Origin of the sequence: Salibacterium halotolerans (assembly GCF_900115625.1) — a bacterium.
Classification (GTDB): Bacteria; Bacillota; Bacilli; order Bacillales; family Marinococcaceae; genus Salibacterium; species Salibacterium halotolerans.
Genome location: NZ_FOXD01000008.1, coordinates 14242 through 38888, shown reverse-complemented (window position 1 = coordinate 38888; position 24647 = coordinate 14242). Strand labels below are relative to the sequence as shown.

Annotated in this window: 23 protein-coding genes; 11 read left to right on the top strand and 12 right to left on the bottom strand. The window is 49.9% G+C overall.

What is annotated here, in order from left to right; translation table 11 throughout:
• Positions 1-127: 127 nt before the first annotated feature.
• The 8 genes from sigJ to BM124_RS08265 form a co-directional block, all read right to left on the bottom strand.
• Entirely contained in the window at positions 128-988 is an 861-nt protein-coding gene (gene sigJ, locus BM124_RS08305; protein ID WP_093336731.1) for an RNA polymerase sigma factor SigJ, read from the bottom strand.
• Between the two features lie 33 nt (positions 989-1021).
• On the bottom strand, positions 1022-2218 hold the full coding sequence (locus tag BM124_RS08300; protein WP_244504281.1) for an NAD(P)/FAD-dependent oxidoreductase: 1197 nt from the start codon (positions 2216-2218) through the stop codon (positions 1022-1024).
• Between the two features lie 209 nt (positions 2219-2427).
• Entirely contained in the window at positions 2428-3045 is a 618-nt protein-coding gene (locus BM124_RS08290; RefSeq protein WP_093336729.1) for a YesL family protein, read from the bottom strand.
• Complete coding sequence (locus tag BM124_RS08285; RefSeq protein WP_093336727.1) at positions 3027-3560, bottom strand: hypothetical protein; 534 nt, start codon at positions 3558-3560, stop codon at positions 3027-3029. The genes BM124_RS08290 and BM124_RS08285 overlap by 19 nt, the downstream gene beginning before the upstream one ends.
• A 3-nt stretch (positions 3561-3563) precedes the next feature.
• Positions 3564-5129: a glycoside hydrolase family 43 protein gene (locus tag BM124_RS08280; RefSeq protein WP_093336726.1), complete on the bottom strand. Its 1566-nt coding sequence runs from the start codon at positions 5127-5129 to the stop codon at positions 3564-3566.
• A gap of 44 nt (positions 5130-5173) precedes the next feature.
• Positions 5174-6049, bottom strand: a complete 876-nt coding sequence (locus tag BM124_RS08275; RefSeq protein ID WP_093336724.1) for a carbohydrate ABC transporter permease — start codon at positions 6047-6049, stop codon at positions 5174-5176.
• A gap of 21 nt (positions 6050-6070) precedes the next feature.
• On the bottom strand, positions 6071-6955 hold the full coding sequence (locus tag BM124_RS08270) for an ABC transporter permease (RefSeq protein ID WP_280139723.1): 885 nt from the start codon (positions 6953-6955) through the stop codon (positions 6071-6073).
• A gap of 173 nt (positions 6956-7128) precedes the next feature.
• The gene (locus tag BM124_RS08265) at positions 7129-8625 is read right to left on the bottom strand and encodes an extracellular solute-binding protein (protein WP_244504280.1); all 1497 of its coding nucleotides are present in this window, start codon (positions 8623-8625) and stop codon (positions 7129-7131) included.
• Between the two features lie 21 nt (positions 8626-8646).
• Here BM124_RS08265 and BM124_RS18895 point away from each other — a divergent pair, with 21 nt between their 5' ends.
• Positions 8647-8844, top strand: coding sequence for a hypothetical protein (locus tag BM124_RS18895; protein ID WP_170841048.1), 198 nt, complete (start codon positions 8647-8649; stop codon positions 8842-8844).
• Between the two features lie 98 nt (positions 8845-8942).
• On the opposite strand, the gene BM124_RS08260 is transcribed toward BM124_RS18895, so the two are convergent.
• Together BM124_RS08260 and pelA are read right to left on the bottom strand one after the other, a co-directional pair.
• A complete protein-coding gene (locus tag BM124_RS08260) occupies positions 8943-11246 on the bottom strand; it encodes an AraC family transcriptional regulator (protein WP_093336721.1) in 2304 nt (767 codons plus the stop codon).
• A gap of 267 nt (positions 11247-11513) precedes the next feature.
• A complete protein-coding gene (pelA, locus tag BM124_RS08255; RefSeq protein ID WP_093336719.1) occupies positions 11514-15158 on the bottom strand; it encodes a pectate lyase in 3645 nt (1214 codons plus the stop codon).
• Positions 15159-15478: 320 nt separating this feature from the next.
• Between pelA and BM124_RS08250 the strand changes: the two genes are divergently transcribed.
• Complete coding sequence (locus tag BM124_RS08250; protein WP_093336717.1) at positions 15479-16318, top strand: aldo/keto reductase; 840 nt, start codon at positions 15479-15481, stop codon at positions 16316-16318.
• A 307-nt stretch (positions 16319-16625) separates the two neighbouring features.
• Here BM124_RS08250 and BM124_RS08245 read toward each other — a convergent pair whose 3' ends face one another.
• Positions 16626-16868, bottom strand: coding sequence for a hypothetical protein (locus BM124_RS08245; RefSeq protein WP_093336715.1), 243 nt, complete (start codon positions 16866-16868; stop codon positions 16626-16628).
• A 324-nt stretch (positions 16869-17192) separates the two neighbouring features.
• On the opposite strand from BM124_RS08245, the gene BM124_RS08235 reads away from it, so the two are divergent.
• Both BM124_RS08235 and BM124_RS08230 read left to right on the top strand, forming a co-directional pair.
• Positions 17193-18098, top strand: a complete 906-nt coding sequence (locus tag BM124_RS08235) for a DoxX-like family protein (RefSeq protein ID WP_093336711.1) — start codon at positions 17193-17195, stop codon at positions 18096-18098.
• Positions 18099-18108: 10 nt separating this feature from the next.
• On the top strand, positions 18109-18729 hold the full coding sequence (locus BM124_RS08230; protein WP_093336709.1) for a DUF4166 domain-containing protein: 621 nt from the start codon (positions 18109-18111) through the stop codon (positions 18727-18729).
• A gap of 140 nt (positions 18730-18869) precedes the next feature.
• On the opposite strand, the gene BM124_RS08225 is transcribed toward BM124_RS08230, so the two are convergent.
• On the bottom strand, positions 18870-19466 hold the full coding sequence (locus BM124_RS08225) for a SurA N-terminal domain-containing protein (protein WP_093336707.1): 597 nt from the start codon (positions 19464-19466) through the stop codon (positions 18870-18872).
• A 98-nt stretch (positions 19467-19564) separates the two neighbouring features.
• Here BM124_RS08225 and BM124_RS08220 point away from each other — a divergent pair, with 98 nt between their 5' ends.
• From BM124_RS08220 to BM124_RS08195, 7 genes are all read left to right on the top strand, one after another.
• Positions 19565-20062, top strand: coding sequence for a PH domain-containing protein (locus BM124_RS08220; RefSeq protein ID WP_093336706.1), 498 nt, complete (start codon positions 19565-19567; stop codon positions 20060-20062).
• Entirely contained in the window at positions 20059-21567 is a 1509-nt protein-coding gene (locus BM124_RS08215) for a PH domain-containing protein (RefSeq protein ID WP_093336704.1), read from the top strand. The genes BM124_RS08220 and BM124_RS08215 overlap by 4 nt, the downstream gene beginning before the upstream one ends.
• 50 nt (positions 21568-21617) lie before the next feature.
• Positions 21618-21740: a hypothetical protein gene (locus BM124_RS19500; protein ID WP_280139721.1), complete on the top strand. Its 123-nt coding sequence runs from the start codon at positions 21618-21620 to the stop codon at positions 21738-21740.
• Positions 21741-21953: 213 nt separating this feature from the next.
• A complete protein-coding gene (locus BM124_RS08210; RefSeq protein WP_093336703.1) occupies positions 21954-22499 on the top strand; it encodes a CBO0543 family protein in 546 nt (181 codons plus the stop codon).
• A gap of 156 nt (positions 22500-22655) precedes the next feature.
• Positions 22656-23426 carry a hypothetical protein gene (locus tag BM124_RS08205; protein ID WP_093336701.1) on the top strand — a complete coding sequence of 257 codons (771 nt, stop codon included), beginning with the start codon at positions 22656-22658 and terminating at the stop codon, positions 23424-23426.
• Positions 23427-23429: 3 nt separating this feature from the next.
• Entirely contained in the window at positions 23430-23804 is a 375-nt protein-coding gene (locus BM124_RS08200) for a GntR family transcriptional regulator (protein WP_093336699.1), read from the top strand.
• Positions 23801-24490: an ABC transporter ATP-binding protein gene (locus tag BM124_RS08195; protein WP_093336698.1), complete on the top strand. Its 690-nt coding sequence runs from the start codon at positions 23801-23803 to the stop codon at positions 24488-24490. The genes BM124_RS08200 and BM124_RS08195 overlap by 4 nt, the downstream gene beginning before the upstream one ends.
• The last annotated feature ends 157 nt before the right edge of the window (positions 24491-24647 follow it).

The following is a 24647-nucleotide window of genomic DNA, read 5'->3' as shown; positions in this document are numbered from 1 at the left end:
GTTTTGAAACGCTTTCCCTCTCATCGTAAAAAAGCGGCCGACTGTTTCTTTCATGCCGGCCATTGGGGATGAGCCTGTTTTTCTCTTCTATTCCTCCGCCATCCTTTCCTGCCTGAAAGACGGAAAACTACACCCGGGTAAGCTTATCCGGGTTTCGTACGATGTAGATTCCGGCAAACTTTCCGCGCCGGAATTGTATAAAGATGGCGGCCGCCGTTTCGTCCCCTGCACGAAGTACGATACCGGTCTCACCGTTCAGAGAAACAGGCTCGAGGTGAAGTTTTTCCTGATAAAAGGGCTGCAGCCCCTCTAATGCTCCGGTGATGAATTGGGCTACTTTTTCGCGCGTTTGTACCGGACGTGCAACCGCGATGACTTTTCCGCCTCCGTCGGAAACGAGCACGACGTCTTCGGTCAGCAGGGACAACACATCATCCACGTTCCCATGCTCAAGCGATGTGAGGAACTGGTTGACCCATTCCCACTCGACCTCTTCAGCCTCGACAGTATCACTTTCTGATAGTTCCATCTTGCTTCTTGCCCGGCTTATCAACTTGCGGCAATTCGTTTCCTGCCTGCCGAGCAGCTCGGCTATCTCGGAATAACTGAAGGCAAGCGCCTCACGCAGGACGAAAACCGCCCGTTCCGCCGGTGTCAGCCGTTCCAACAGGACAAGCATGGCATAAGACAGCAGTTCTCGGCGGACGACCGTTTCGAGCGTATCCGTCTCCGACGTCCGAATCGGTTCGGGAAGCCATGGACCGACGTACACTTCCCTCTTTTTCCGCGCCGACTTCTGCAGATCGAGACAGCGGTTGGTTACCATTTTACACAAATACGCTTTCGGCTTATCCAAACGCTCCGGAGGGACATAGCACACCTTAAAAAATACATCCTGAACCACATCTTCCGCGTCTGCCGCAGAGCCTGTCAACTGATAAGCGAGCGTAAACAGCAGCGCTCTATATTGATCGTACAGTTCTTCCATCACCGTCTCTCCTCTCCACGGTTGTATGACAGTCTATCGAAGCATACTGGCGCCATCCCACGCCAGTTTCTTCAGTTTCCACGCCATCTTACCTGTTATGATCATATCAAGTCCCCATTTGCGTGACCACAACAACCCTCGATTCTGTCCCAGGCCGATGCTGAAGACATCTATCACCGATCTGCTGCGTTTGTGAACCGGCGCGGGAGATCCTTCAAGATCGGCCCTCACGATTTTTCCCAGCCGGCTGCCCTGCATCCCAGCTTCAAAACAAGTCATCTGGTCCGTCTTTCCGGTTCTCGGATCGACAATTCTGGTACAATCGCCAATGCTGTATACATCCGCCATCCCTTGGACGCGATAACACTCATCCACCAGCACACGGCCATCAGAAGCAAGGGGCAGCCCCATACCGCGAAGGATCGGATTGGGTATCAGCCCAATCGTCCAAATACATAGACCGGCCCGCAGAAATTCACCATTGTTCAGCGTTACCACTCCGGCTTCCTCCCGCATTACCTTTCGATGATGAAGCACTGTCACACTACATTTCTTGAGCGCCCGCTCCAACTTTTGTCCAACTTTCTCCGGTCCTTCGGGAAACAGTCGTTCCTTATCATTCAGCAAATAAACGGAGGCCTCGGACGAATCGAGTCCCAGCGCCGCTGCTTCCTTCCGCATGGCCCCAGCCAGCTCGGCGGAGGTCTCGATGCCGCTGATGCCCGCTCCCGAAACAGCGATGGTCATCAGCCGCCTCCGTTCTTCAGGGTTCGTCTCCCCTAAAGCATGCCTCAGATTGGTACGCCAGCGATCCCGGATGTCTTCCGCGGCTTGCGGATCAGTCAAGACGATGCCGCCCTGATCGGAATTCGGGCGTCGAACAATACTGCCAACCGCCGTGACCAAAAGATCGTAATGAATTCGGGCATCCTTTTCTTGCGTATCCGTATATCGGATCCGTTTTTCCCTGCTGTCCACAGACTGAACCGTACCTTGCACAAATTCGAACTTTTCCAGGGACAAATCCGTCCAGGGAATCTTAATGTCTTCCTCGCCCGCGGCCGGCCGGAACAACATCACTTTGCGAACATGACAGGGCTGCCTGTCGAACAGCACAAACCGAATCCGCCGTCCGTCCGCCTTAAACCGGGTCTTTTCCTGTATTGCTTTGAGTGCTGCAAGGCCTGCATGACCGCCTCCGATGATGATGCATGTCAAGTCGTTCATCATGCTTCAGCTCCTTCTTACGTTTTACAAATAAAACGATGGAAGGCGCTGATTTGTGACAACGACAAAGAAAGACGTCTTATCACACAAGCGCGTCTTTTTGTTGACTTATACGTTTCTATTTTCTATCAAGATTTGGTTGTGAATATGGCATTCCATGTGCTCAAAATAATCTATAATCTTGCATTCCAGCGTCTTGTGTTGGTTATTTCCTAACCCGGCTGATAGCGCAGTTTTTTAAACGCTTTGTCAGCCAGCCACATGATCAGGTACCCGGTACAGCTTGCCGCAAAAAACGGGATAAAGCCGGGCGCGAACAACAGCAGCTCCTGCATTCCGTAAATGCCCACCCCCATCGCAAACGCGTAATGCGGGTAAGACAGACCAACGAGCAGCGCCGTCCGGATGTAATGCGGGATTTTCAACTCAAAATGCGCGTAAGCTGGAAAAATAAACAGCAGCATGACCGCAAATCCTGTACTCAGCACAAGAAAGAAATAACGCAGCATCATCATCCACCACGCCGAAGCCTGCACCAACTGAAAATTCATATAAAGCAGCGTGCCTGTCACAAGCAGGACGGCTCCGAGGGCGTTGGATTTCAGAAATTCCGTTTTATACGTCTTCCAGAAAAAGCGGAACACCTCTACATCGGTATTTTTGTTAATCCACTGGCGTACAACGGAAAACATCGCCACCGTCGCCGGCATGAAACCGAACACGACGAGGCCGGCCAGGGTGAAAGCAAGCCAAAGGATGTTCACGTACGCCATCCGGGAAATAAGAAGACTTATTTTATAAAATCCCGCCATTAACCCGTTGAATTCCATGTTCCTTCCCCTCCCTTTTGCAGCAGACGCGGTTCGGCCAGCGCCTGCTTTAGAATACGGAGTGACTGCTCTTTTTTATCACTATACGCCGGAATGACGGCAATAAGTGGTGTGCTGACAGAGACATCTGCCCGCCGCAGCAGGGAAGCGTCTTCCCCAACGACGGCAGCGTATACCATGCCCTGGTCTTTTCTGAAAACGGCCCCTCCGCTTCCTACCTCCAGTTCCTGCAGGGAATGCAGGCCCTCAGGGTCCAGCGCGGCCTGTAACATCGGCTCTTCCACGATGAAAATATCTCCATCGTGCCCCGCTACTTCCACGACAAATTTCTCCACGAGCGACGGATAAACCATTACCTTGGTATCTTCCGGAACAGGCGGCATATTCGCGGCATTCCAGTTCTTTTTCACGTCATCGGCGTACACCTGAATCTCCACCCCGCTGTCTTCCTGCCCGCATCCGCTCCCAAGCAGCAGGCAGGCAAAGACCGCGGCGGTGATCACGTGATTTTTCATTTTTTAATCCTGCCCCTCGTAACAGAACCAATCAAAGTCGGCATGATTGGAACTCTCCCGCCCGTTGCTTGATGTGAACATGCCGATATAGGCTCCGGTAAAACCGCCTGCCATGTCAGTGCTAAGAATTCTGCCGTCCGCGTCTTCTGCCACGGGGTCCATAGAATCTTCCCCGTCTCCTGCAAAAAAGCTGTACGACTGCCCCCGGGCCGTGACTTTCAGGACAAGCCGCTTCCCATCACATGCCATACGACCGAGAACCTGTTCCTCTCCGTCTGTTCGTTTCACGACCCGGATGCCGCGCCCGTCAGGAAACTCCCCGTACTCCAGGCGGAATTGATAGTTATGATTCTGAAGAAGCAGCAGTCCCGCCGTTTCCCCGGGTTGTGCCGGCTGAAATTCCATCGCCGCTTGAACGGTCATCGATAGATGCTGCTGCCTCCGCCCGGCAAAACTTGGGTTGGCCACCTCGGTGACCGCTTCTTTTTTCGTTCTCAGCCTAAGATAACCCGGTCTGTCATTGAGCGACCAAAACGAGTCGTGCGGCGTTCGGATGAAGTTCCATACATCACGCAGGGTATCCATATCAAAATGATCACACGCCTCCATTGTCTCCCAGGGCGTATCCGGCAGGTCGGGGCGCTTCATTTCCCGCTCGATGACGCCTTTGCCCGGATGCACAAGCGGCCACTCATCTTCCCACGTAAACGGAACGAGAAAGGTTTCCCGGCCGAGGTTGCGGTACTCTCCCCCATACGGACGCGAGGCGAGGCAGACCATCCACCACTCCCCGTTTTGCGTCTTTACGATATCCGCGTGGCCGACGTTTGTGATGTCAGCCAGCCTGCCGAGATGCCGGTGGGTCAGAATCGGATTCCGCCTGCATCCCTCATACGGCCCGGTGATGTTACGGCTTCGCGCCATCGTCACCGCATGGGTGAACCCGGTGCCGCCTTCTGCGATCATTAAATAGTACCAGCCGTTTTCAAAATAGAGATGCGGTGCTTCCTGGGCGTGGGCGGTTTTGAGTGCTCCTTCCCACAAGCTGTACACCTCGCCGGTCAGCTGCTTCGTCTTTAGATCCAGCTCCTGCATCCAGATTTCATTGTGTTTGGCATATTCCCGGCCCCGCGGCGGCTTACGGTTGCCCGTGTAATACACCCTTCCATCCGTGTCGAAAAAAAGCGAAGGATCAATGCCGGGAGCGCCTTTCAGCCAGTTCGGGTCCGACCAGGGACCGGCGGGGTCTTCGGCGGTGACGTAGAAGTTCTGCCGTTCTCCTTCGCGGCTGACGACGAACGTGGTAATCATATAGAATACACCGTCGTGATAGCGGATCGTCGGCGCGTAAATGCCCCGTGACGGCGGTGTGCCCTCAAGATCCAGCTGGGAGGGCCGGTCGAGCACATGGCCGATCTGTTTCCAGTTCACAAGGTCTTTGCTGTGAAAAATCGGAACCCCCGGAAAATACTCAAAAGTCGAAGTGACCATATAATAATCTTCTCCCACGCGGCATATCGATGGATCCGGATAAAATCCCTGCAGTACCGGATTTTTAAAAGTATTCATCAATGAATTCCTCCCTTTTCTTTCGAATATACTGTCCTGGTCTGTTATCCTTTCACGGATCCGAGCAGGGCTCCTTTGGCAAAATGCTTCTGCAAAAATGGGTAGACGAGAAGTACGGGGATGGTGGCGACGACGATGACGGCCATTTTGACGGATTGTTCCGGCGGCGGCACATCCATGTAGGTGGAGCCGTCATAGTTCATCCCGCTCGCAAGAACAACGATCTGCCGCAGCAGCACCTGAACGGGCCATTTCGATGCATCCTCCAGATACAGGATCGCATGCATATACGTATTCCAATACGTCACCGCGTAAAACAGGGAAATCGTCGCGATGGCCGGCATCGAACACGGAATCACGATGCGGAACAGGATCCCGAAATCATTACAGCCATCCATTCTCGCGGATTCCTCGAGGCTCGCCGGCAGATTCTGAAAGAACGTTTTTAAAATAATCATGTTGAACGCATTAATCGACACCGGTATGACGAGCGCGAGCAGGGAATTCAGCAGCCCCGTCTGCTGCACGACAAGAAACGTTGGAATCATGCCGCCGTTAAACAGCAGCGTAAACACGATAAAAAACATAATCACCCGCCGGCCCGGCAGGTCTTTGCGCGACATCCCGTACCCGGTGAGCACCGACAGCAGCATGCTCCACAGCGTCCCTCCCGCCGTCACGAAAATCGAAACGAGCAGCGCCCGGAAAATCGTATCCGTCGAGAAAATATACTTGTAGGCATCGATACTCCAATTAGTCGGAAAGATAACAAACTTTTTTTCAGCAAGTTCCGCACTTGTTGTAAACGACCCGGCAATGACGTGCATAAAGGGCAGAATACAAAGCAAGGCAAAAAGAAGCAGCAGTGTAATATTGACAACGGTAAACAAGCGCCCGCCGGCTGTTTTATCCTCAATCATTTTTATCCTCCTCCAGACACCCTAATACACACCTTCTTCTCCTGCTTTCTTGGCGAGCCAGTTCGCGATCACAACCAATACCAGTCCGACCAGTCCTTTAAAAAACCCGACGGCCGTGCTGTAACTGAATTGCCCCTGCTTCAGACCCGCTGTATACACGTACGTATCGAATATCTCCGCTACTTCCCGGTTCGACGAATTCAGTAAAAGATAGACGTGTTCAAATCCAAGTTCCAGCACATCGCCAATTTTCAGGATAAGCAGAATGACGATAACCCCTTTGATCGCAGGCAGGGTAATATGCCACATCTGCCGGAACCGGCCGGCGCCGTCGATTTTGGCCGCTTCATATAACTGCGCATCGACCGCCGCAATCGCTGCCAGGAAAATAATCGTGCCCCAGCCCGCTTCACGCCAGATGACCTGCAGGATATACATGGGCCGGAACCAGTCCGGGTTCAACAGGAAATTGACTTCCTGAAAACCAGCCTGCTGCAGCAGTCCGTTCACAATCCCGCCATCCATCGTGAGAAGAACGTAGGTAATCGACACAATAATCACCCACGACATAAAGTGGGGGATGTAAATCAGTGTCTGCACCGACCGTTTCAACGGCATGCTCCGCACTTCATTGAGCATAAGCGATAGAATGATAGGCACCGGGAAGAAAATAACCAACTGTAATCCAAACAGCACCAGCGTGTTCTTAAATATCATCCAGAAATCAGGATCGGCGAATAACCGTTTGAAATGCTCAAATCCCACCCATTCGCTTCCCGTAATCCCGAGGTACGGTTTATAGTCCTGAAACGATATGATCAACCCGTACATCGGAATGTACTTGTACACGAAAAAATACAACAGACCCGGAAGAATCATCAGATAGATCAGTTTATTTTTCTTCATCCGCTTTTTGAGCAGTTCCCACTTCTTGTTTTTGGAGAGAACCTGCCCTGCATTCGTCTCTGTCTGACTCTGCATTCGTTTTTCTCACCCTTTCTATATAGGAGGGTCGGCCGTGTGCCGCCGCGAAGATACATTCTCCGCGGCGGGCGGCCTTTTCTTTCGTTGACGTGCGTTTACTGCGATTCCTCATAGGACTGCGTGTATTCCTCGATAATCTGGTTTCCTCCGTTGTTTCTCCACGTCTCGATAGCCTGCTGAAAGCCTTCTTCATCCAGCTCGCCCAAAATGAAGTTGTACGTCGCATCGTTAATGCCCTGCTGCAGTCTCGTTCCTTTCTGCAGATACGTTTCCGAGTCCAGCGTCAGCGTAGGATCCTCTATCAGAAAGTCTTCGTTATCTCTATTAAGTTCTTCTGATTTTGCCTTTGGTGGATACTCTGCTTTAAGCTGATAGCTTCCATTCGTTGCAGGTTCCCCGATCTCCAAAGACTGGTATGGTTTCACTTCGCGGTCGAATTTCTGACTGTCCTGCGTCATAACCGCTTTTCCATCTTCCACCGTATAGTGTTCGCCTTTTATTCCCCAGGAAATAAGATTAGCCGTTTCAGCTGTCATCAAGCGGTCAAAGAAACCAAGGATTTTATGCAGTTCCTGTTCTGTTTCCACAGCCGATTTCGGGAATAACTGCAGCGAACCGAAGCCTGGAATGGACCATATACCGTATTCACCGTCCGGTCCCTTGACCCGGTTGTGCACATCGTATTCCACGTCCGGGTTAATATTTTTCGCATCGTTGTAAAGACTTCCGACGTCGCCCATCGAGCCTACATAAAGACCCGCGGTTCCGTTTTTGAACATATCCTGTTGGTCGGACTTACTCGTCACCGGGAAATCCTGATTAATGTAACTGTTTTCATATAATCTTCTGAAAAATTTCATCGTATCCATATATTCCGGGAACATGAACTCCGGCCGGATTTCCCCGTCCTGAACCCCCCAGTCATTCGGCGTACCGAACCAGGAAGACACCGTTTTAAACGCGCCGTACACAAGATCTTCCCGGTCCGTCAGGCCGATCGTATCGTCCTGTCCATCCTGATCGGGATCCTGTTCGGTGAAAGCTTTCGCGTATTCAAAGAATTCTTCCGTCGTTTCCGGCGGTCCATCAAGGCCCAGCTGTTCCGCCCAGTCTTTTCTGTAAATCAAACCCTGCCTGGACAGAGGACGACCCTGATAAAGCGCATACAATTTTCCATCCACACGGGAATTGTCGAGCACATTGTCTTTCAGTTTGCTCAGGTTTTCATACTCATCGAGATAAGGCCCTATCTCCCAAAACTGGCCATCCCGGATCGCGTCTTTGAATTGATTATAATGATTAAAATTGACATACACCACATCCGGCAAGGTTCCCGTAGAAAAGGCGGTATTCAGCCGGTCGTTATAGTTGTTATCGGGCACCCAGTTGATGGACAGGTCGACGCCGGTCTGCTCCTCCACCTTTTCTTCAATAAGAGGTTCCGGCACTTCCGGCGTGTGCAGATTCGACATAATCTCAATCGTCCCCGACCCGCCGTTTTCTTCATTTGAAGCGCTTTCATTATTGTTCGAACAAGCTGCCGACACCACACCAATCAAACAGAAAACCGCTGCCGTGCGTTTGATTTTCACGTTTCATCCCCCCATGTAAAAATGAAATCAGCCACTACCCATCTGCTTTCAACAACTGCCATGCTGCCCCTTTGCCCCCCTCCTTTTCATCATTTTGGCAATCATACACTTCCTTCCTTTTCAAACGGCTTGATACTATCCTACACCGGCATGGTTGTAAAAAACATAATCAATACATCGACGCAGGACGCGGATGACCAGATGTACAGGCTGATGTGAAGCAATGATTACCGTTGATATCCTTCGTGTTATCTTAAAAAAAGCCCGGATTCCATAAAGGAAAACACAGGCTTTTCTTCAAAGGAAGCCGCAGAGAACTAAGATACGTTTTTGTATTTCCGCCGGTATTCCCCCGGGGTCATATTCTCGAGTTTCTTAAATGACCGGATGAAATTTTGGGAGTTTCGATACTGCAGCTTCTCCGCCATTTCCTTGATCGTCATATCCGAATCCATTAACCATTTCTTTGCCACCGAGAAGCGGTACATCGTTAAATAATCGCTGAACGTAAACGTCGTCTCCTGCTTGAAGATGCTGCTTAAATAATTCGCATTGTAATGCAGACGCGCCGCGCAGTCCTCGAGACTGATATCTTCATCATAATGCTTGTGGATCAAATCAATTATCTTCTCGGATATATTTAAATACTGCGACCGGCTCCGCGCCTCGAAAACGTGGATGAGCGGCTCAATCATCCTGCTTTTAAACCATTCCTCCACTTCGTCTCGCATCTGCAGCTTTAATACTTCTTCATAAAACGAGGCATTGAACATTTCCAGCTGTTCGAAACTGATGCCGCTTTCCTGCTTCAAAATAAGCAGATTGTTCAACAGCCGCATCATCGATATCTGGTATTCCCGCGGCGACTGCGAATTCTGGAACGCCTTCTGAATCCACTTGTTCAAAAGCACCCCGGCTTTTTCGGATTCAGCCATCTTCACCGCATCGATCAATTCTTCTTCCGTCCGCTCCGGATAAGAAAAAATCACGGAATGCTTCCCTTTGTGGATGCTGTTGAAATGAATGACGACCCCTTTGCCGAGCTTGATCCGGTGTTTCAGCGCTTCGATTCCTTCAAGATAGCCCCGCGAAGACCGTTTAATCTCATGAAACGTGGAACTGATGCCGATACTGGTGGATATGTGCAGGGTATCTTTAATATTTTTCTGGATATGCTCTGTGATTTCGTACATACACGTTTTGGCGTGCTGGACCGAGTCTGTTCCGGATCCAACGAGGCTTACCAGGGTTTTATCGATCCATACCGACGGCAGTTTGTTTTCTATCGAAATCGATTCTTCGACGATGTTGGTTACGGCGAAGTGAAGCAGCTCTATATCTTTCCAGTCATAGGAGGAATGATCAAGCGCATCAATCTGCAGCGTGAGCACATTCATATAATCCCATGTCTCCACGCGCTCTTTTAATTGAAAATAATCCAGTTTCTCCTTGATTTCTCCGGTCGTATAGCGGCCGAGATACAGTTTGTTCATGAACAAATGCTGAATCTGCTGCGTATGGTCGTGCAGTTGCTGTTTCAGATCCGAATGGGAGGAAAACATCTCCTGCAGCCGGTCTTCAATATATTGCAGCTCATTTTTTGTAGACAACGGCTTTTTCTCCGGCCAGGTTTCTTCGATATTTTTCACCAGTTTGTTGACGGGAAAATACAATTTGCGGCTGACGATAAATACACCGGCCAGACTCACGCTTATCAAGAGTATGATAATAATCAGGGTGAACCACCCGATACTCTGGGATTCTTTTGTCATTTCTTCAATGGAATTAAAAGATAAATAAGTCCAATGATTAAAATCCGATTTGTAATATGTCACGGTGCGCGGCGTTTCGTCTGTGACGACGTCAAACTGCCCCTGCTTTCCTTTCATGGCGGCAGTTGATTCCACATAGCCGGTTTCGGTCAGTGTTTTGCCGATCATGGACGGATCGCTGTGAACGACAATGGTATGGTTTTCATCGGTGATCATGACTTCGTCGGAGAGATCATCCATGTTAATCATCTCAACGAGGCCGCACGTTGGAATCTTGGCAATCGCCATCCCATATTTGTCCGTTCTTTTTGCCGGCAGCTTTTTAATCAAGCCGATGCTGTTTTTGCAGCCGCTGTAACTCATCTGCTCCTCAAAATCTTCATCCTGCATCAGCACCCAGCTCGAATCAAATTCGAGGTCGAGGTAGGACAGATACTGCTTCTCATCCGGGTGTTCACGTAAGGCAGCCACCCCTTCATTCTGCAAAATCCAGTCATGCCTGAAATTAAGGACAACCACTTCTTCCACTTTCGTTTTGTAAGAATGTAGTTTGCGTATCGATTCGTTCAGATCCCTGTAAATCTCAAAATCCCTGCCCGACATGCTCGACATGATCGCCTCTTCCATCAACGGGTTGGCGGTAATATGGTTCATGCTGTGGTCGACCGTCAGAAGTACCTGCTCCACGTTGGAGTTAATCTGCCGGATCATCTGCTTTTTTTCATCGTTTACTTTTTCCTGCATCACCTCTGAGGAGTGAGCATAAGAAAAGATACCTACCAACAAAACCGGGACAATACTGAAAATACATCCAAACATGATTAATTTCGTTAACAGACTTTTTCTCATGTTTACCGTGGCTCCTCTGTATTCATGTAACTGCCCATTTTTTTAGCGGAGCTGTATCAAAAAGTGCAAATTCTTTTTAGTGGTATAGAATATTCACTTCAGGCAGAAGTGGAAGGCGGCGACGCCAGCGGGAAGAGCAGCAGCCGAAGATCCCATCAAACGGTGGTTTTACCGTTTGATGTAGCTAAGGCGCTGCCCGCGGCAAGCGTCCGCCTGCAGCGGATGCCTTTACTTTTAACGACTTTTGATACAGCTCCCTTTTTCCTGTTACAGTTCAGGCTTCCATCCGCCAAGCACCTGTTCTACCGTGTAGTCCGCCGCTTCGTCTTCACTTAATTGAGGACGCTGCTCGTTCACCACAGCTCCCGGACCGTCATTGTTGTATTCATAAAATCTCGCTTCCTCCGGTGGAAATCCTCCCATCTCGGTCCAGCCTTCCTGCTTAATATGCGCTCCCAGGGTACTGTTTTTAAACACGACAGAGGCGACCGCTTCCGTATTGCCTCCCGGCTGCCACGGTCTGCCGAGATACACCGTTTCTGCCGGGGCGTCACTTGTCAGTTCACTGTTCAGAAACAGAAAACCGTACGGATGCTCGGTTAACGTGCTGGCTGCGGTAATATAGCCGTTGTTCGTGTCCGAACCCCGGTCGAGCGAATGAACGGTCGTGTCTTCAAACACCGCGCGGGCACCGCCAAAGATGAAGTCAACATCCCCCTCAATATAGCTGTCATGGTAGTAGTGGGTGCCGGAATTGGCGAGAAGAGTATCCTGATGACCGAGAAACGCCACATTGTCAAACAGCAGCCGCTCCCCACGGGCATTGACCGCGACAGCCTGCCGTCCTTCCACCCCAACTTCAGCGGAAAAAGAGTTTTCAAACGTCAGGTCCGCTGCCTTAAAATCATCCGCTTTAATAAAAACGGAAGCGCTGGCGCTCGTGCCGATCGTTCCTCCCACGCCGTTCGCTTTGCCGGCATGGTTGTCATACGTAATAATCGTATTCTCCCGGCTCTCGCCTTTCAGTGTAATAAACGGTTTTTCCGCCGGCACCTCAACCACTTCTTTGTACGTGCCGTTTTTAATCTGGATGGTAACAGGACTGGTGTTATCATCCGGAACCGCATCAATGGCGGCCTGCACCGTTTCATAATCCCCGCTGCCATCTTTGGATACGGTCAGGGAGCTGTTTTTCTCCTCCAGTTTTTTCGAGTAATCGTTGATTTTTTCCACGTCTCCTTCCTGAAGGGTTCTGTCCCACTGGTCCACCGAATTGGTTTCCTGCACGTGTGCGTACACATTTCCTTCAAAATACCCCGTCTGTCCGGCCGTATCGAGCAGTGATTCCGCATAGTTCCCGGCCCACTGGTAGCCGTCCCGTCTTTCCTTTTCGATCTCCTGAATATCATGCTTGATCACGCCATCTCTGCCGGAGAATATCGGCTTATTGGTACCGATTTCATAAAATCTGTACCAAAGGGACGCTCCCGGTTCCTCTACAAAATATTCATTGTTTTCATTTCCGCCGCTCACATACCGTGTGTCTTCTACCCTAGCTTCTTCAAACCACCGCAAAGCTCCTTCCACCGCCTGCTGGATTTTTTCTGTCTGGTTCTCCCGCGACATTAAGAAGCGGACAACACCAACAGATTCGGATCCTGAAATGGAAGGGTGCTCATAGCTCCGCGCCTGTACCGGTTCATAGGTGAATGGATCGTGCTGGGCTCCCCAGGCTGTTAACGTTCCATCCACTTCGATCTGCGCGTCCAGAATATACTCAATAGCCAGATCAAGGGAATCCTGCAAAGAGGCACGGTCCTCATCACTCAGTAAATCTCCCTGAAACGGGTACTCCTGTTTCACCATGTCATCCATAAGATCCAGCACCCGGACCATGGCATTATCGTTAAAGGTGACGGCGTCCGAGTAATTGCCGCGTCTCGGATACACCTGCGCAAATCCCCCGGTGTCATACTGCAGTTTATCGAGGAAATCCAAGCCGCGGTGCACCGCTTCTTTGTATTTGTCGTCCCCGGTTTCCTGATACACTTCCGAAAGAAAGCGGATTTCTTTCACGGTGGCATTGTTGTCGATCATTCCAAGCTCTTTGCCGTCCGCTTCCCATTCCGACCGGGGTTCTTCCCCGTCCCACGGCGCACTGTAATCGATGCCTTTCGACCATCCCCCATGCTTCATCTGCCACGTCAGCATATTATCCGCCTTTTTTACCGCATCATCTAAGTTACCGGAAAAAGAAGGCTCGGTTTCTTCCGGGAAAAACTGCGCCCCGTCCTGCAGTTCATCCATACTCTTCAACACAAGCACCGTATTGCCGAACATATCGGTTGTTGCGGCCGCTTCGCTGATCCGAAGCTCCTGGTTCAACAGCGGTGTCAGGCTTTCCCATTCTCCAGCCGGAATCGACACCCCGATATCATCCACCTGAACGTCGGGTATCGTTCCATTCAACGTCACCGCAATAAGGTGCGGCGTCAGCATATCAGCTTTGGCGACCTGCACGTTTCCGGTGTTTTTATCCGAGTATCCCGTGAGTTCCCTCGCGAATGTCTCCGCTTCGTCCCACGTCATGTCTGATGGTACGGCAGGATAGGACTCCCCTTCTCTTTGGGCGGCCTGCCCCATCATCCCAGGTCCTTCTTCGTTATCAGGAACAGCGTCCAGCAGATCCGCTGTGATCAGCGTCGTCTCCCGTTTGGTGATAGGTTTGTTCCATTGCAGCTGCCTGGCGAGATGATCCGGAATATAATGATGGGCGCGCACCGTTTCTTTCACGTAGGCACCCCACGCTTTGTCCGTCTGCCCGCCGCTCCCTGTATGCGGCATATCACTCTGATCAAACCCAAACGCCTTATTGATCAGTGCCGCAAATTCCAGAACCGTGACCGGCTCATCCTGTTTTTCCTCGATGTCCGCCTTCATGCCGATGTCTTCCATCTTTTTCACAATCACACCGCCGGCCAGCTGCTCGAGCGGAACTTTTTCTGTGTCGACGTCTTTGCGGCCGTCACCGGTGTCAAAATGATTGTGAATGCGCAGATGATCAATATTTCCTCCGCCTTCTGCACCGACCGAGGTTAAGCGGATAGTCTGCGTTCCTTTATCCAGATTCACCTGCATCGATTCAGTTTTCCACGTATTCCAGGCGGGTGTCGGGGGAAAACGGAGTTCTTCTTTTGTCTCCCCGTTCACGCTGATTTCCGCCGGTCTGTCACTGCCGCCGGCCTGGGCGTATTTCACATCCAGAGTGTACTCCCCGGCAGACGGGACATCCACCGTCCACTCCACGTAGCCGCCGGGTACATTGGGATTAAAATCCGTAAACCCTTCTCCTGTGAAGCCGGTATGTTTGTTATCAATGATGACGCCGTCGTGAACGGCTGTTTCGGCTTCTTTCACTTTATCGACGGCAGGACGCACAACCAGGTGATCGATATTGGCACCGCCCTCGGCAGCTGCTGCTGTCAGACGAATCGTATGGGACCCTTCCGTCAGGGAAACCGCGGCCTCGGCGTAGTTGTAATCATCAAACTGCCCCGTCGGCTCGAAATCCATTTTCCCAACTCTTTCTTCTCCATCGACCTGAACGACCGCGTGGCGATTCTCCGAGCCGCCGTGGGCATACCGGAACCCGAGCCTGTAGTCCCCTTCGGACGGCACGTCGATGTTCCACTCTACATATCCTCCGGGCTCATTCGGATCAAAGTCCACAAAACCGTCGCCGGTGTACCCTGCATGTTCGGTATCTGTTACAATTCCTTCGCCCTCTGCCGTTTCGGCTTCATACACGTTTTTGTCCGCCAGCTGATCGTCGGATGAAGCAGCGGATCCCGCGTTTGGCGCAATAAGCAGAACAGCTGTTACGGCAGCGGTATAACAAGCTGGTTTTTTCATTACTTTTGTCCCTCCTTTGTTTGGAACACCCCTTCTTTGTATGCGCTTTCAAAATTGTGTACCCTCCTTTCTTTTCAGCAGCGCTTTAAAGAAGTGTTCTCTCCTTATTATGTTGTGCCCTGACGGCGCTTTCGTCTATAATCATCGTCTCAGTATACGGCAGCATCCGTTGTTCTATGTTCCTTTGGAAAACGGGTGGTGGAAAAAGAACTGGAAAAATGATTATTTTGGTTACTGCTGGAAAAGGGTATGTTTAGCTTCCTGTGAAGTGGGGAACATTTTAATGGATTTTTATTCAGAAAAAAAGGAGCGTTCGTACGATGTCAGCTATTCCTTACATTCAACTGAACGATGGAAACGATATCCCCGCCGTCGGCTTCGGCACCGTGATGCTGAACGGAAACCCGGGCGCAGGCGCTGTCGCAAACGCGATCCGCAACGGCTACCGTCTGATTGATACAGCGTACAACTATGAAAACGAAGGGACGGTCGGGGAAGCACTCACACGCACGTCCGTCCCGCGCGAGGAACTGTTCATTACATCAAAGCTTCCGGGCCGGTACCACAGCTACGATAAAGCGCTGGTCACTATTCAGGAATCCCTGTACCGCGCCGGTCTCGATTATTACGACCTGTACCTCATTCATTGGCCGAATCCGAGTCAGGATACGTACGTTGAAGCCTGGCAGGCACTGATCGATGCACAGAAATGGGGACTCATCCGCTCCATCGGTGTGTCCAACTTTCTCCCGGAGCATCTCGACCGTCTGAAACAGGAAACCGGCGTGCTGCCTGCGGTGAACCAGGTGGAACTGCATCCGTTTTTCAATCAGCAGGAACAGCGGAAGTATCATGACGACAACGGCATTATCACAGAATCGTGGAGCCCGCTGTATCAGGCCAAAGATGTGATAAATAACGAAACCCTGCAGGGCATTGCCGGCAAACACGGCAAAACCGTGTCACAGATTATTCTGCGCTGGCACCTTCAGATTGGGGCGGTGCCGATCCCGCGCTCCACATCCCCCGAGCGCCAGCTGGAAAATATCAGTCTCTTTGATTTCACCCTCGAAGACGAAGACATGCAGACAATCAACGAGCTCACCCGTGACGACGGCCGCATCTTCGACGGCGACCCGGCTGTGTATGAAGAATTTTAATCGTAATACAAGAAGACTGCTGCGGCAGTCTTTTTATATGGATGAATGGTTTTTACGGGATGCGTTGAGCTGTCGTTCATCCGGCCGTGGACACTGCCGGTGATAAATAAACGAATAGCGTCCACGGATAGTCATCTGGTGGATACTACGCCGTTCCAATCAGGAATTAGTGGGCGCCGGCCGAATAAAGTGGACACTATCTACTGGTGCAGGGAACCTTAGTATCCCTCGACGCCGCTTCCGTGGACACTACGTATGCTGCCGGGCTGAGTAGTGTCCACGGAACTTTTTTTAGAAAGACGCTGTTCTATTCATTTTTTTTCAAATGATGAACAGCATAATGCAGCGGCCCGGCAAACACCAACCCTGCGGCGGCTGTGCCGAGGAACAGAGGCACATAGGACAACCATTCGATGTCTCTTCCCAGCCCGTAATCGATTCCTATGCGTGAAGTGATGATAGCAGCAGGTATTCCAATCGTCCAGGACAATATAACAGGGAGACCTTTTGGCAGCGTTTGTCTTCTTTCTTTGTAAAAATAGTGACGCACTTGTTATTACTCCTCTTCGACCCACGCGGCCGCTTCCTGCTGCGCTGCTTCGTTCAGCACCGGAGCAATATGAAAGATGCCGTAAGATGTCATTTCCGTTCAAGCAGCTTCCGCTTTTTCACTCCGCCGGAACCTCCGCAAACTTTCAACACGCCATTTCCATAGCTTTGTTACTTCCTATTTTACCTGTTTGTTATGAAATTTCAAAAATATCCTGTTTTTATTCGTTCTTGGAAGCTGCATGCTATATAATGGATACAGGAAGAAACAAATGGTTATGGCAGGCTGCCACGTAAAGGATACTGTATTGGATGTGAGAAAGATATGAAGAATAATCCTATTTATGTTGAGATACCGATACATACGAACATGGACGCGTTATGGGAAGCCAGCCAGGATCCAGTTTTGCATGCGCAGTGGGATCTTAGATTTTCTTCTATTACGTATGTACCCAAAAAGGAATCGGAGCCGCAATTATTTTCATATAAAACAAAGATGGGCTTTACAGCCGTAGAGGGATGGGGAAAAAGTGCCGGCAGGTTTCACGCAGAAGACGGTTCACGCACATCGTCGCTGCATTTTGGAACCGGCCAACCCATTTCCCCTATCCGTGAGGGAAAGGGATATTGGAAGTACCAACCCAAACATGATGATACGATCACTTTTTTAACACAGTATGATTATACCCCTGGATTCGGCCGCATCGGGGATTGGATCGACCATTTTATTTTCCGGCCATTGATGGGATGGGGAACCGCCCTTAGTTTTGATGTGTTAAAAAAATGGTTGGAACAAGGAGAGACACCGGCTTCTCAATATGTAAGGTTCTTTAGTCACTGGATCCTGAGTTTCTTTTTCTTCTTTATATGGTTGTACCATGGTCTTATTCCTAAACTCATTTACAGGCACCCGGATGAAATGGAGATGGTCCAGGCTTCTCTTCCCCTTGCGAATACGCAAAGCTTATGGGCGGTGCTGATCATAGGAATGGGAGAGGTTGTATTTGGATTGATATGGCTGTTTTATAGAAAAAAACGGCATTTATTTTTTCTGCAGATGATTCTTTTACCACTTCTCACTCTTTCTGCCGTGCTGGCTGATCCACGTTCTCTCGTTGATCCATTTAACCCTTTCACCTTCAATCTGGCGTTATTTGTTCTATCGATGATAGGGTATGTCATCAGTGCTGCAGAACTGCCAACTGCCGCCAACTGTAAAAGAAAGAAATAAGGAGCTTTAGATGACGATTTACAAACGGGTTCTGGGAGACGAATTTCATCGATTACATCCAGCACTGCAGCGAAGATACGAGTTACTGGATGGCAGTCGTTTTGAAGGGCAGGGCGTGATGCGGACCATAGAGGGAGGTCCAAAATGGTTACTTCCCTTGTTTACACTAGGAGGCAGGTGGAAACTGCTGTTTCCGGAACGCGGGGAACATATTCCTTTTACGATAAGGAACATCCGTAGGACAGGTAATGATGGGCAGGAGGAAATCTATTGGGAAAGAATCTTTCATTTTGAGAAAAACAAAAGGTACTTCCATGCTGTCATGAGCCTTGATAAGAAACGAAATATAATCAAGGATTATTTGGGAGAACCCCCCATCGTCTATTCCGATTTATCGTTTGCTGTTTCACGAGACGGCGGCTTACATATCACATCAGAGCGGCAGCGGTTGGTACTCGGGAAAATGGAAATTCCTATTCCAAAACCTTTCCAGGGCGCAGCCTCCGTTACCGAGAGTTTTAATGAGAAACATCAAGCGTTTGAAATAAAAGTCGTTGTTGAAAACCCTTTGATTGGCACGCTTTTCTCCTATGAAGGGGAGTTTACAAGGGTCGACATTCCGCAAAGTTGACTGCCTTAATATGTTGTAATTTCTCGTTATCATCGTATTTCCAGAGGCAATCGGTTGGCGTGTTTATGCTGTAAAGTTTTTTCTTCCGGAGACGCACGCTTTTCTTTCCATCAAAACAACCGGGAAAAGCGGTTTGGCCATTACGGCAGTCCGACTTTTTCCCGGAAGCTTTCGATTCGCCCCGATTCGTTGGATTTAAATGCTTTCACAATTTCTTTTTTCCGCACGCTCCAGGGTTTGAGTGCGTTTTCTTCTTCGTATGTTTTCAGCTTATCGATCATGAGCGTTTCCTTATAGCCGTTTTTTGCATATTCCTCCCAGTACTTCGTTTCGGTGAGATTCTCTGCTTCCATGGTGTTACGGATATCTTTCAATGTGGATTCCGCATTATCTATTTTTCCATTTTCCAGTTTCTCCCTCACATTATTTGACATCTCCATCGCTTCTTCCTCTGTGACTTCTATTCCGACCTCCTGTGCTCTATTAACGACCGCAACCCGCTGCACGAGATAATCGAAAGCTTCCTTCTCTGCTCGTTCTTTTGTCATTCCATTGTTATTCTGCAGATTTTCGCTGAACCGTTCATATGCTGCAACACGCAGTTCGTCATTGATCGGATTCAACGTCTCTTCTCCACCGGAACAGGCTGTCATGACGAGCATGAGCAGCAGAATACATCGTTTCATGTCTTTCCCTGCCTTCATAATTCCTGTATGATGATACTGCCATCTTATCATAGAGATGAACGCCCGACTTCCATTTTTGGAAAAATCATAAGAAACGAAAGCCCGGGTGTGTTCGTACCATATGACAGAACGAAAAGGAGGTCTGCATCTTGGAATCATCCCTGCAGCAACCGGAGCGCCGGCTTTCGAAAAAAGCGGTCCGCGTCTGGGTCATCACCAGTATTATCGAACAATTCATCAATGTTGCTGTTCTCGGGGTGCTGTACTACCTCGATCAGCGGTTCTCGTGGCCGCAATGGGTAAACTGGATTCTCATCGGACTTGTTGTTCTTGTCGTTCTAAGCGCAGTCTGGTCCGTGTTTATCAGCCCGTGGCTTACGTACAGGGTCTGGCGGTACGATGTAAATGACGAATTTCTCCAGCTGAAGCGCGGCGCGATAAGAGAAGTGCATCACATCGTGCCGATGACAAAAATTCAGTCGATAGCAACGAAACAAGGGCCGTTTCTTCGGAAATACGGACTGCTGACGCTGACGATCAAAACGTTGAACTCCGAGCATGAAATCCCGGCGCTTCCGGAAGATACCGCCATCGACGTGCGGAACCTCATCGCGCGTTATGCGAAAATCAAGGAGGTGGAAGAATGACACAGGCCAAACGCTACCACCCGCTTGTGCTCGTGTTTCAGCTGAAAAACCTGATCCGCAACATGATTCTGATCGGGGTTTACCTGTTTGTGTTCAACGCTGGTTCCAACGACGCCTTCTACACCTACGCCCGTTACATATTTATCGGCATCATCGGACTTACCGCTTTATCGTATGTCTATAAATGGTTCACTCATACGTATAAGCTCGATACCGGAGCGTTCCAGTTGTACAAAGGACTTTTCGCGAAATCAAGACGGACGGTTCCTTTTTCCAAAATCCAGAACGTGCAGCGTCACACGTCCTGGCTCCACCGGCTGCTCGGCATGACGTCGATTACGTTTGAAACGAGCATGGAGGACAACGATGATTCTGTCACATTCCGGGCCCTGCCGCCGGCGGAAGCGGACCGGCTCGAGGATTTCATTAAGCAGCAGGAAGCGGAGGCAGAAACTGAGGAGACAGAAACGGATGCCGCAGAAGACAGTGCAGAGATGGAATCGTCCGCCCCTCCTGCGAAAACCGTTCATTTCCGACCAGGAATGAAAGATCATATCAAAGCATCGTTTTTGTCCCTGAGCTTTTTTGCCTTGATACCGGTGATTTTTTCTCTCGTGTCGAACGTCGACTCCACCGACACCTTCACGCGGATGATGGAAAGCGGCTTTGTATCTGCTCTCGTCGATGCCTGGTGGAAAATCACCTTGATTGCGGTATTATTCGCGTCGGCTGCGGTTATCTTCGGCGCCGTGAAAACCATTCTTCAGTACGGCCGCTATGAAATCGCATCCGATGACGAACGGATCTACATCACGAAAGGATTTTTTCAGACGTCATCGTTTTCTGTGCAGAAAAGCAGAGTGCAGGCGGTGGAGTACCGGCAGCCGCCCATTAACCGATGGCTCGGCATGACAGAGATGAGACTGATCAGCGCCGGCGGAGCAAATGCCACAGGCGGAACCGAGAACATCACGTCGCTGTATCCGTACATGTCCACTGCCCGCGCCGCCGGATTAATCGAAGACATCCTGCCCGTTTTCTCCATCACCGATGCCATGACTCCACTGCCGCGCCGCTCGCTTTTCGTCCGGTTCCTCCGGCCGAGCTGGTTCTGGCTGATCGCAACCGGGCTTCTCTTTTACTTCGAGCCGTCGCCATTTGATATCCATGTTCCGTGGTGGGCACTGTCGGCGGTGCTGCTCGTTCTCGTTATCATCTCGCGTCTGCTCGATTTCGCCCACACCCGTTACGCCGTCCATGACGAATGCATCCAGTGGAGAAAAGGCGGCTGGACCACCTTTCTGTTTGTGACAAAGAGGGAAAAAGTGTCGGAAATGACTTTCAAACGCGGCATTCTCCAGAAACCAGCCGGCCTCTCGACAATGGTAACAATCAACCGCTCCAATCCGGTCAAACATACCGACATCGACGACATTCCCGTCGATGCCGCAGGGGATATGAAGGACTGGTACAGCCGGCGGACCGGTGACATAATAACTGAATAAACAGCGGCGTTTGTTTGAACCGGGATCTCCGGTTCTTTTTTTGCTTAAAAGTGAACCAGCTGCAGTTGCTTCGGGACGCGTCGGTTCCGTGGACACTACATCACCGGGCAGCTTACTTAGTGTCCATGGAAGTGGAATCCGGGGACACTAGGACTTCCGGCGCCGGCAGTTAGTGTCCATTGGTTTCTACCGGTGCCCACTAACTTCTGATTTAAGCAGCCCAGTGTCCACTAAACGATGATCCGTAGACACTACGGCTTTATTTCTCGATGATAGTGTCCACACAGCTGCAGATACTTCTTTATAGAAAGTACAAGAATAAAACAAGAGATTCTGTTCATACTAAGCATAAGAATGCGCACGGTATAGGAAGCGGAGGTCTGACAATGCCGGGATATAAAGAATTATCCGTTGACATCAATAACGAGATCGTGCAGGTTCACAGGCAGGCGTTGGAAATATGGAAAGAGTATGTCTTATTCGACTGGCATTGGTGGTTCGGCGTACTTGTCACCATTATAGCGATTGCGGCATGGGTCTTTTTTTATGAGAAGAAAAACCGGGTCAGCCTTCTCATGGCCGGACTGACCGCCGCTGTCTGCTCTGCCACGCTCGATACGGCGGGACATTATCTTGGCTTATACGATTACCATTATGATGTGATCCCAATCATCCACAATTACATACCCTGGGATTTTATCTTTATTCCGGTACTTGTGATGTTTGCAATTCAACTCTTCCCTTCCCGCTCCATTATTCTGCGGGGCATTGTTCTCTCCGCCCTAATTGCGTTTGCCGGACTGCCGTTTCTCCATTGGATCGATATTTATCAATTGCTGAACTGGCGGTACGTGTACTCGTTTATCTCGATGTTTATCATTTTTCTCGCCGCTTACGGCATGAGCCGGATCCGGAACCACTCCGATCTGTAAAAAGTTATTTTCCCTGCACGCGCCCGATGTCTCCAACCATCGGGCGCTTTTTTTCGTGGATTTCCAGGTTTTATGATTTTCTCCATTGACCATCTACAAGTATTAGTGTACTATATAACTAGAACACTAACACAAAGGAAAAAGGAGAGAGAAAACATGCAGGATTGGGGAAATTTGTTGAAAAAAGAACTGCGTCTCGGGTTACCGGCGTTTTGGATTGTCGTTGGCGCTCTATTATTTATCGGCGGGGTTGCCTCTTATATTGGGGGCCGGAACGAGGTGTTGAATGAAACATTATTCATATTCAGTGGCGTGGCTTTTCTTTTAATGAGCCTTTATCTTAGTTTTTATTTTATTTTCAGCATGACGGCGGAGACAAAACGGCTTCATTTGTGGCTGCATCACAAGCGGTCGGCAGTCAGCCTTCTTCTAGCAAAGATGACGTCCGGTGTAATTTATCAAGTTATTGTTATGGCTTTTCTTGTTGTGATTGCTTTCGTAACAGTGACGCAGGTGCAGTGGAATGCTATTCCAAACGGCTGGAATCTTGCAGTGAGCGCAGCTGCGTTTCTAAGCATTCATATCGTATTGTATTCAATTTATACAAGTATGGCTCTTCTCTTTTTCTGGATGGTTTTTCTGTTGATGAAAAAAGTTATGCCGACAATTGTCAGCGTATGTTTTACAGTAATTATTGCCATCGCCGCTCTCAGTGCTTTTGGCTGGTTAGGCGGCACGGCGTTCTATGCAGCCATTTCAGAGTGGGGATCCATAAATATGGAAAATCTATTCTTCTGGGTTAATTTCTCATTTCTTCAGATAGAAACACCTGTGATTTATATCGGTTCTTATGTGCTGGACATTCTCTTAACCGTCGTATTATTTATACTGTCCGCCTGGATTCTGGATCGAAAAGTTGAGGTGTAGCCTATGAGTCAGGAATTCGAATCGAATACGCCGATTTACATGCAGCTGGCGGATCGGATCAACCGCCGGATTCTGCGCGGCGAACTGCAGCCCGGGGAAAAACTTCCGTCGGTTCGGGAGACGAGCGTGCAGTCGAATGTCAATCCGAACACGGTGCAGCGCACCTATCAGATTCTCGAGCAGTCGGGCATCGCAGAAAGCCGGAGAGGACAGGGAACATTTGTGACAGAAGACCCCGCCATCCTCCAGTCGATGCGTGAACGGCTGAAGCGGGAGGAAATCGCGTCTTTCGTCCGGGTCATGAAGGATATGGGATATGAAGCACAGGAAATTCAACACGGAATCCAGGAGTTTTTAGAGGAGGAGAATGAATCATGATTGAATTGCAGGGAGTAACTAAACGGTACCACGGAAAAAAAGCGCTCGACGCAGTAGACCTGACGCTGGAACCAGGCAAAATCATTGGACTCGTCGGAGAAAACGGAAGCGGAAAGTCGACTACGCTGAAACTGATTGCCGGGCTGAACCATCCGACAAGAGGGCACGTCAACGTCGATGGAAAAAAAGCCACGCGCCGGATAGCGGACCGGGTCGCCTACCTGTCCGAACTCGACGACTATTACCCCTTTTTCACAGTCGGCGGCATGATTGATTTTCACGCCTCGCAGTTTCCGGACTTTGACACGAAAAAAGCGGATGAAATGCTGTCGTTCATGAATCTGGAGCGCAGCAGCAAAGTCAAAACCCTGTCTAAAGGAAACCGCGGCCGTCTGAAAATCGTGCTCACCTTATCGAGAAACGTGCCGGTGCTGCTCATGGATGAGCCGCTCTCCGGCCTCGACCCGATGGTGCGCGATTCCATCGTAAAAAGCCTGATTTCCTTTATCGACATTGAAAACCAAATCGTGCTCATCACCACCCACGAAATTAAGGAAATCGAAGGCATTCTCGACGACGTCATCGCCATCAAAGACGGACATATTATCGGGCACCACAACGTCGAAGACCTCCGCTTCGAACACGGCAAAGGTATCGTTGAATGGATGACCGAAGTATATCAGTAAGGGGCTGCGGCTCCTTTCTTTTTTTGGGAGCGGGAGGAGTGGGTGTTCCGCTCAGGTGCCAGCGTTTCCCTATCGATTCCCGCGATTTCTGTATCGATTCGGGTATTTCTCTATCGATTCTCATATTTTCTCTATCGATTCTCCCTCGTATTGCTTC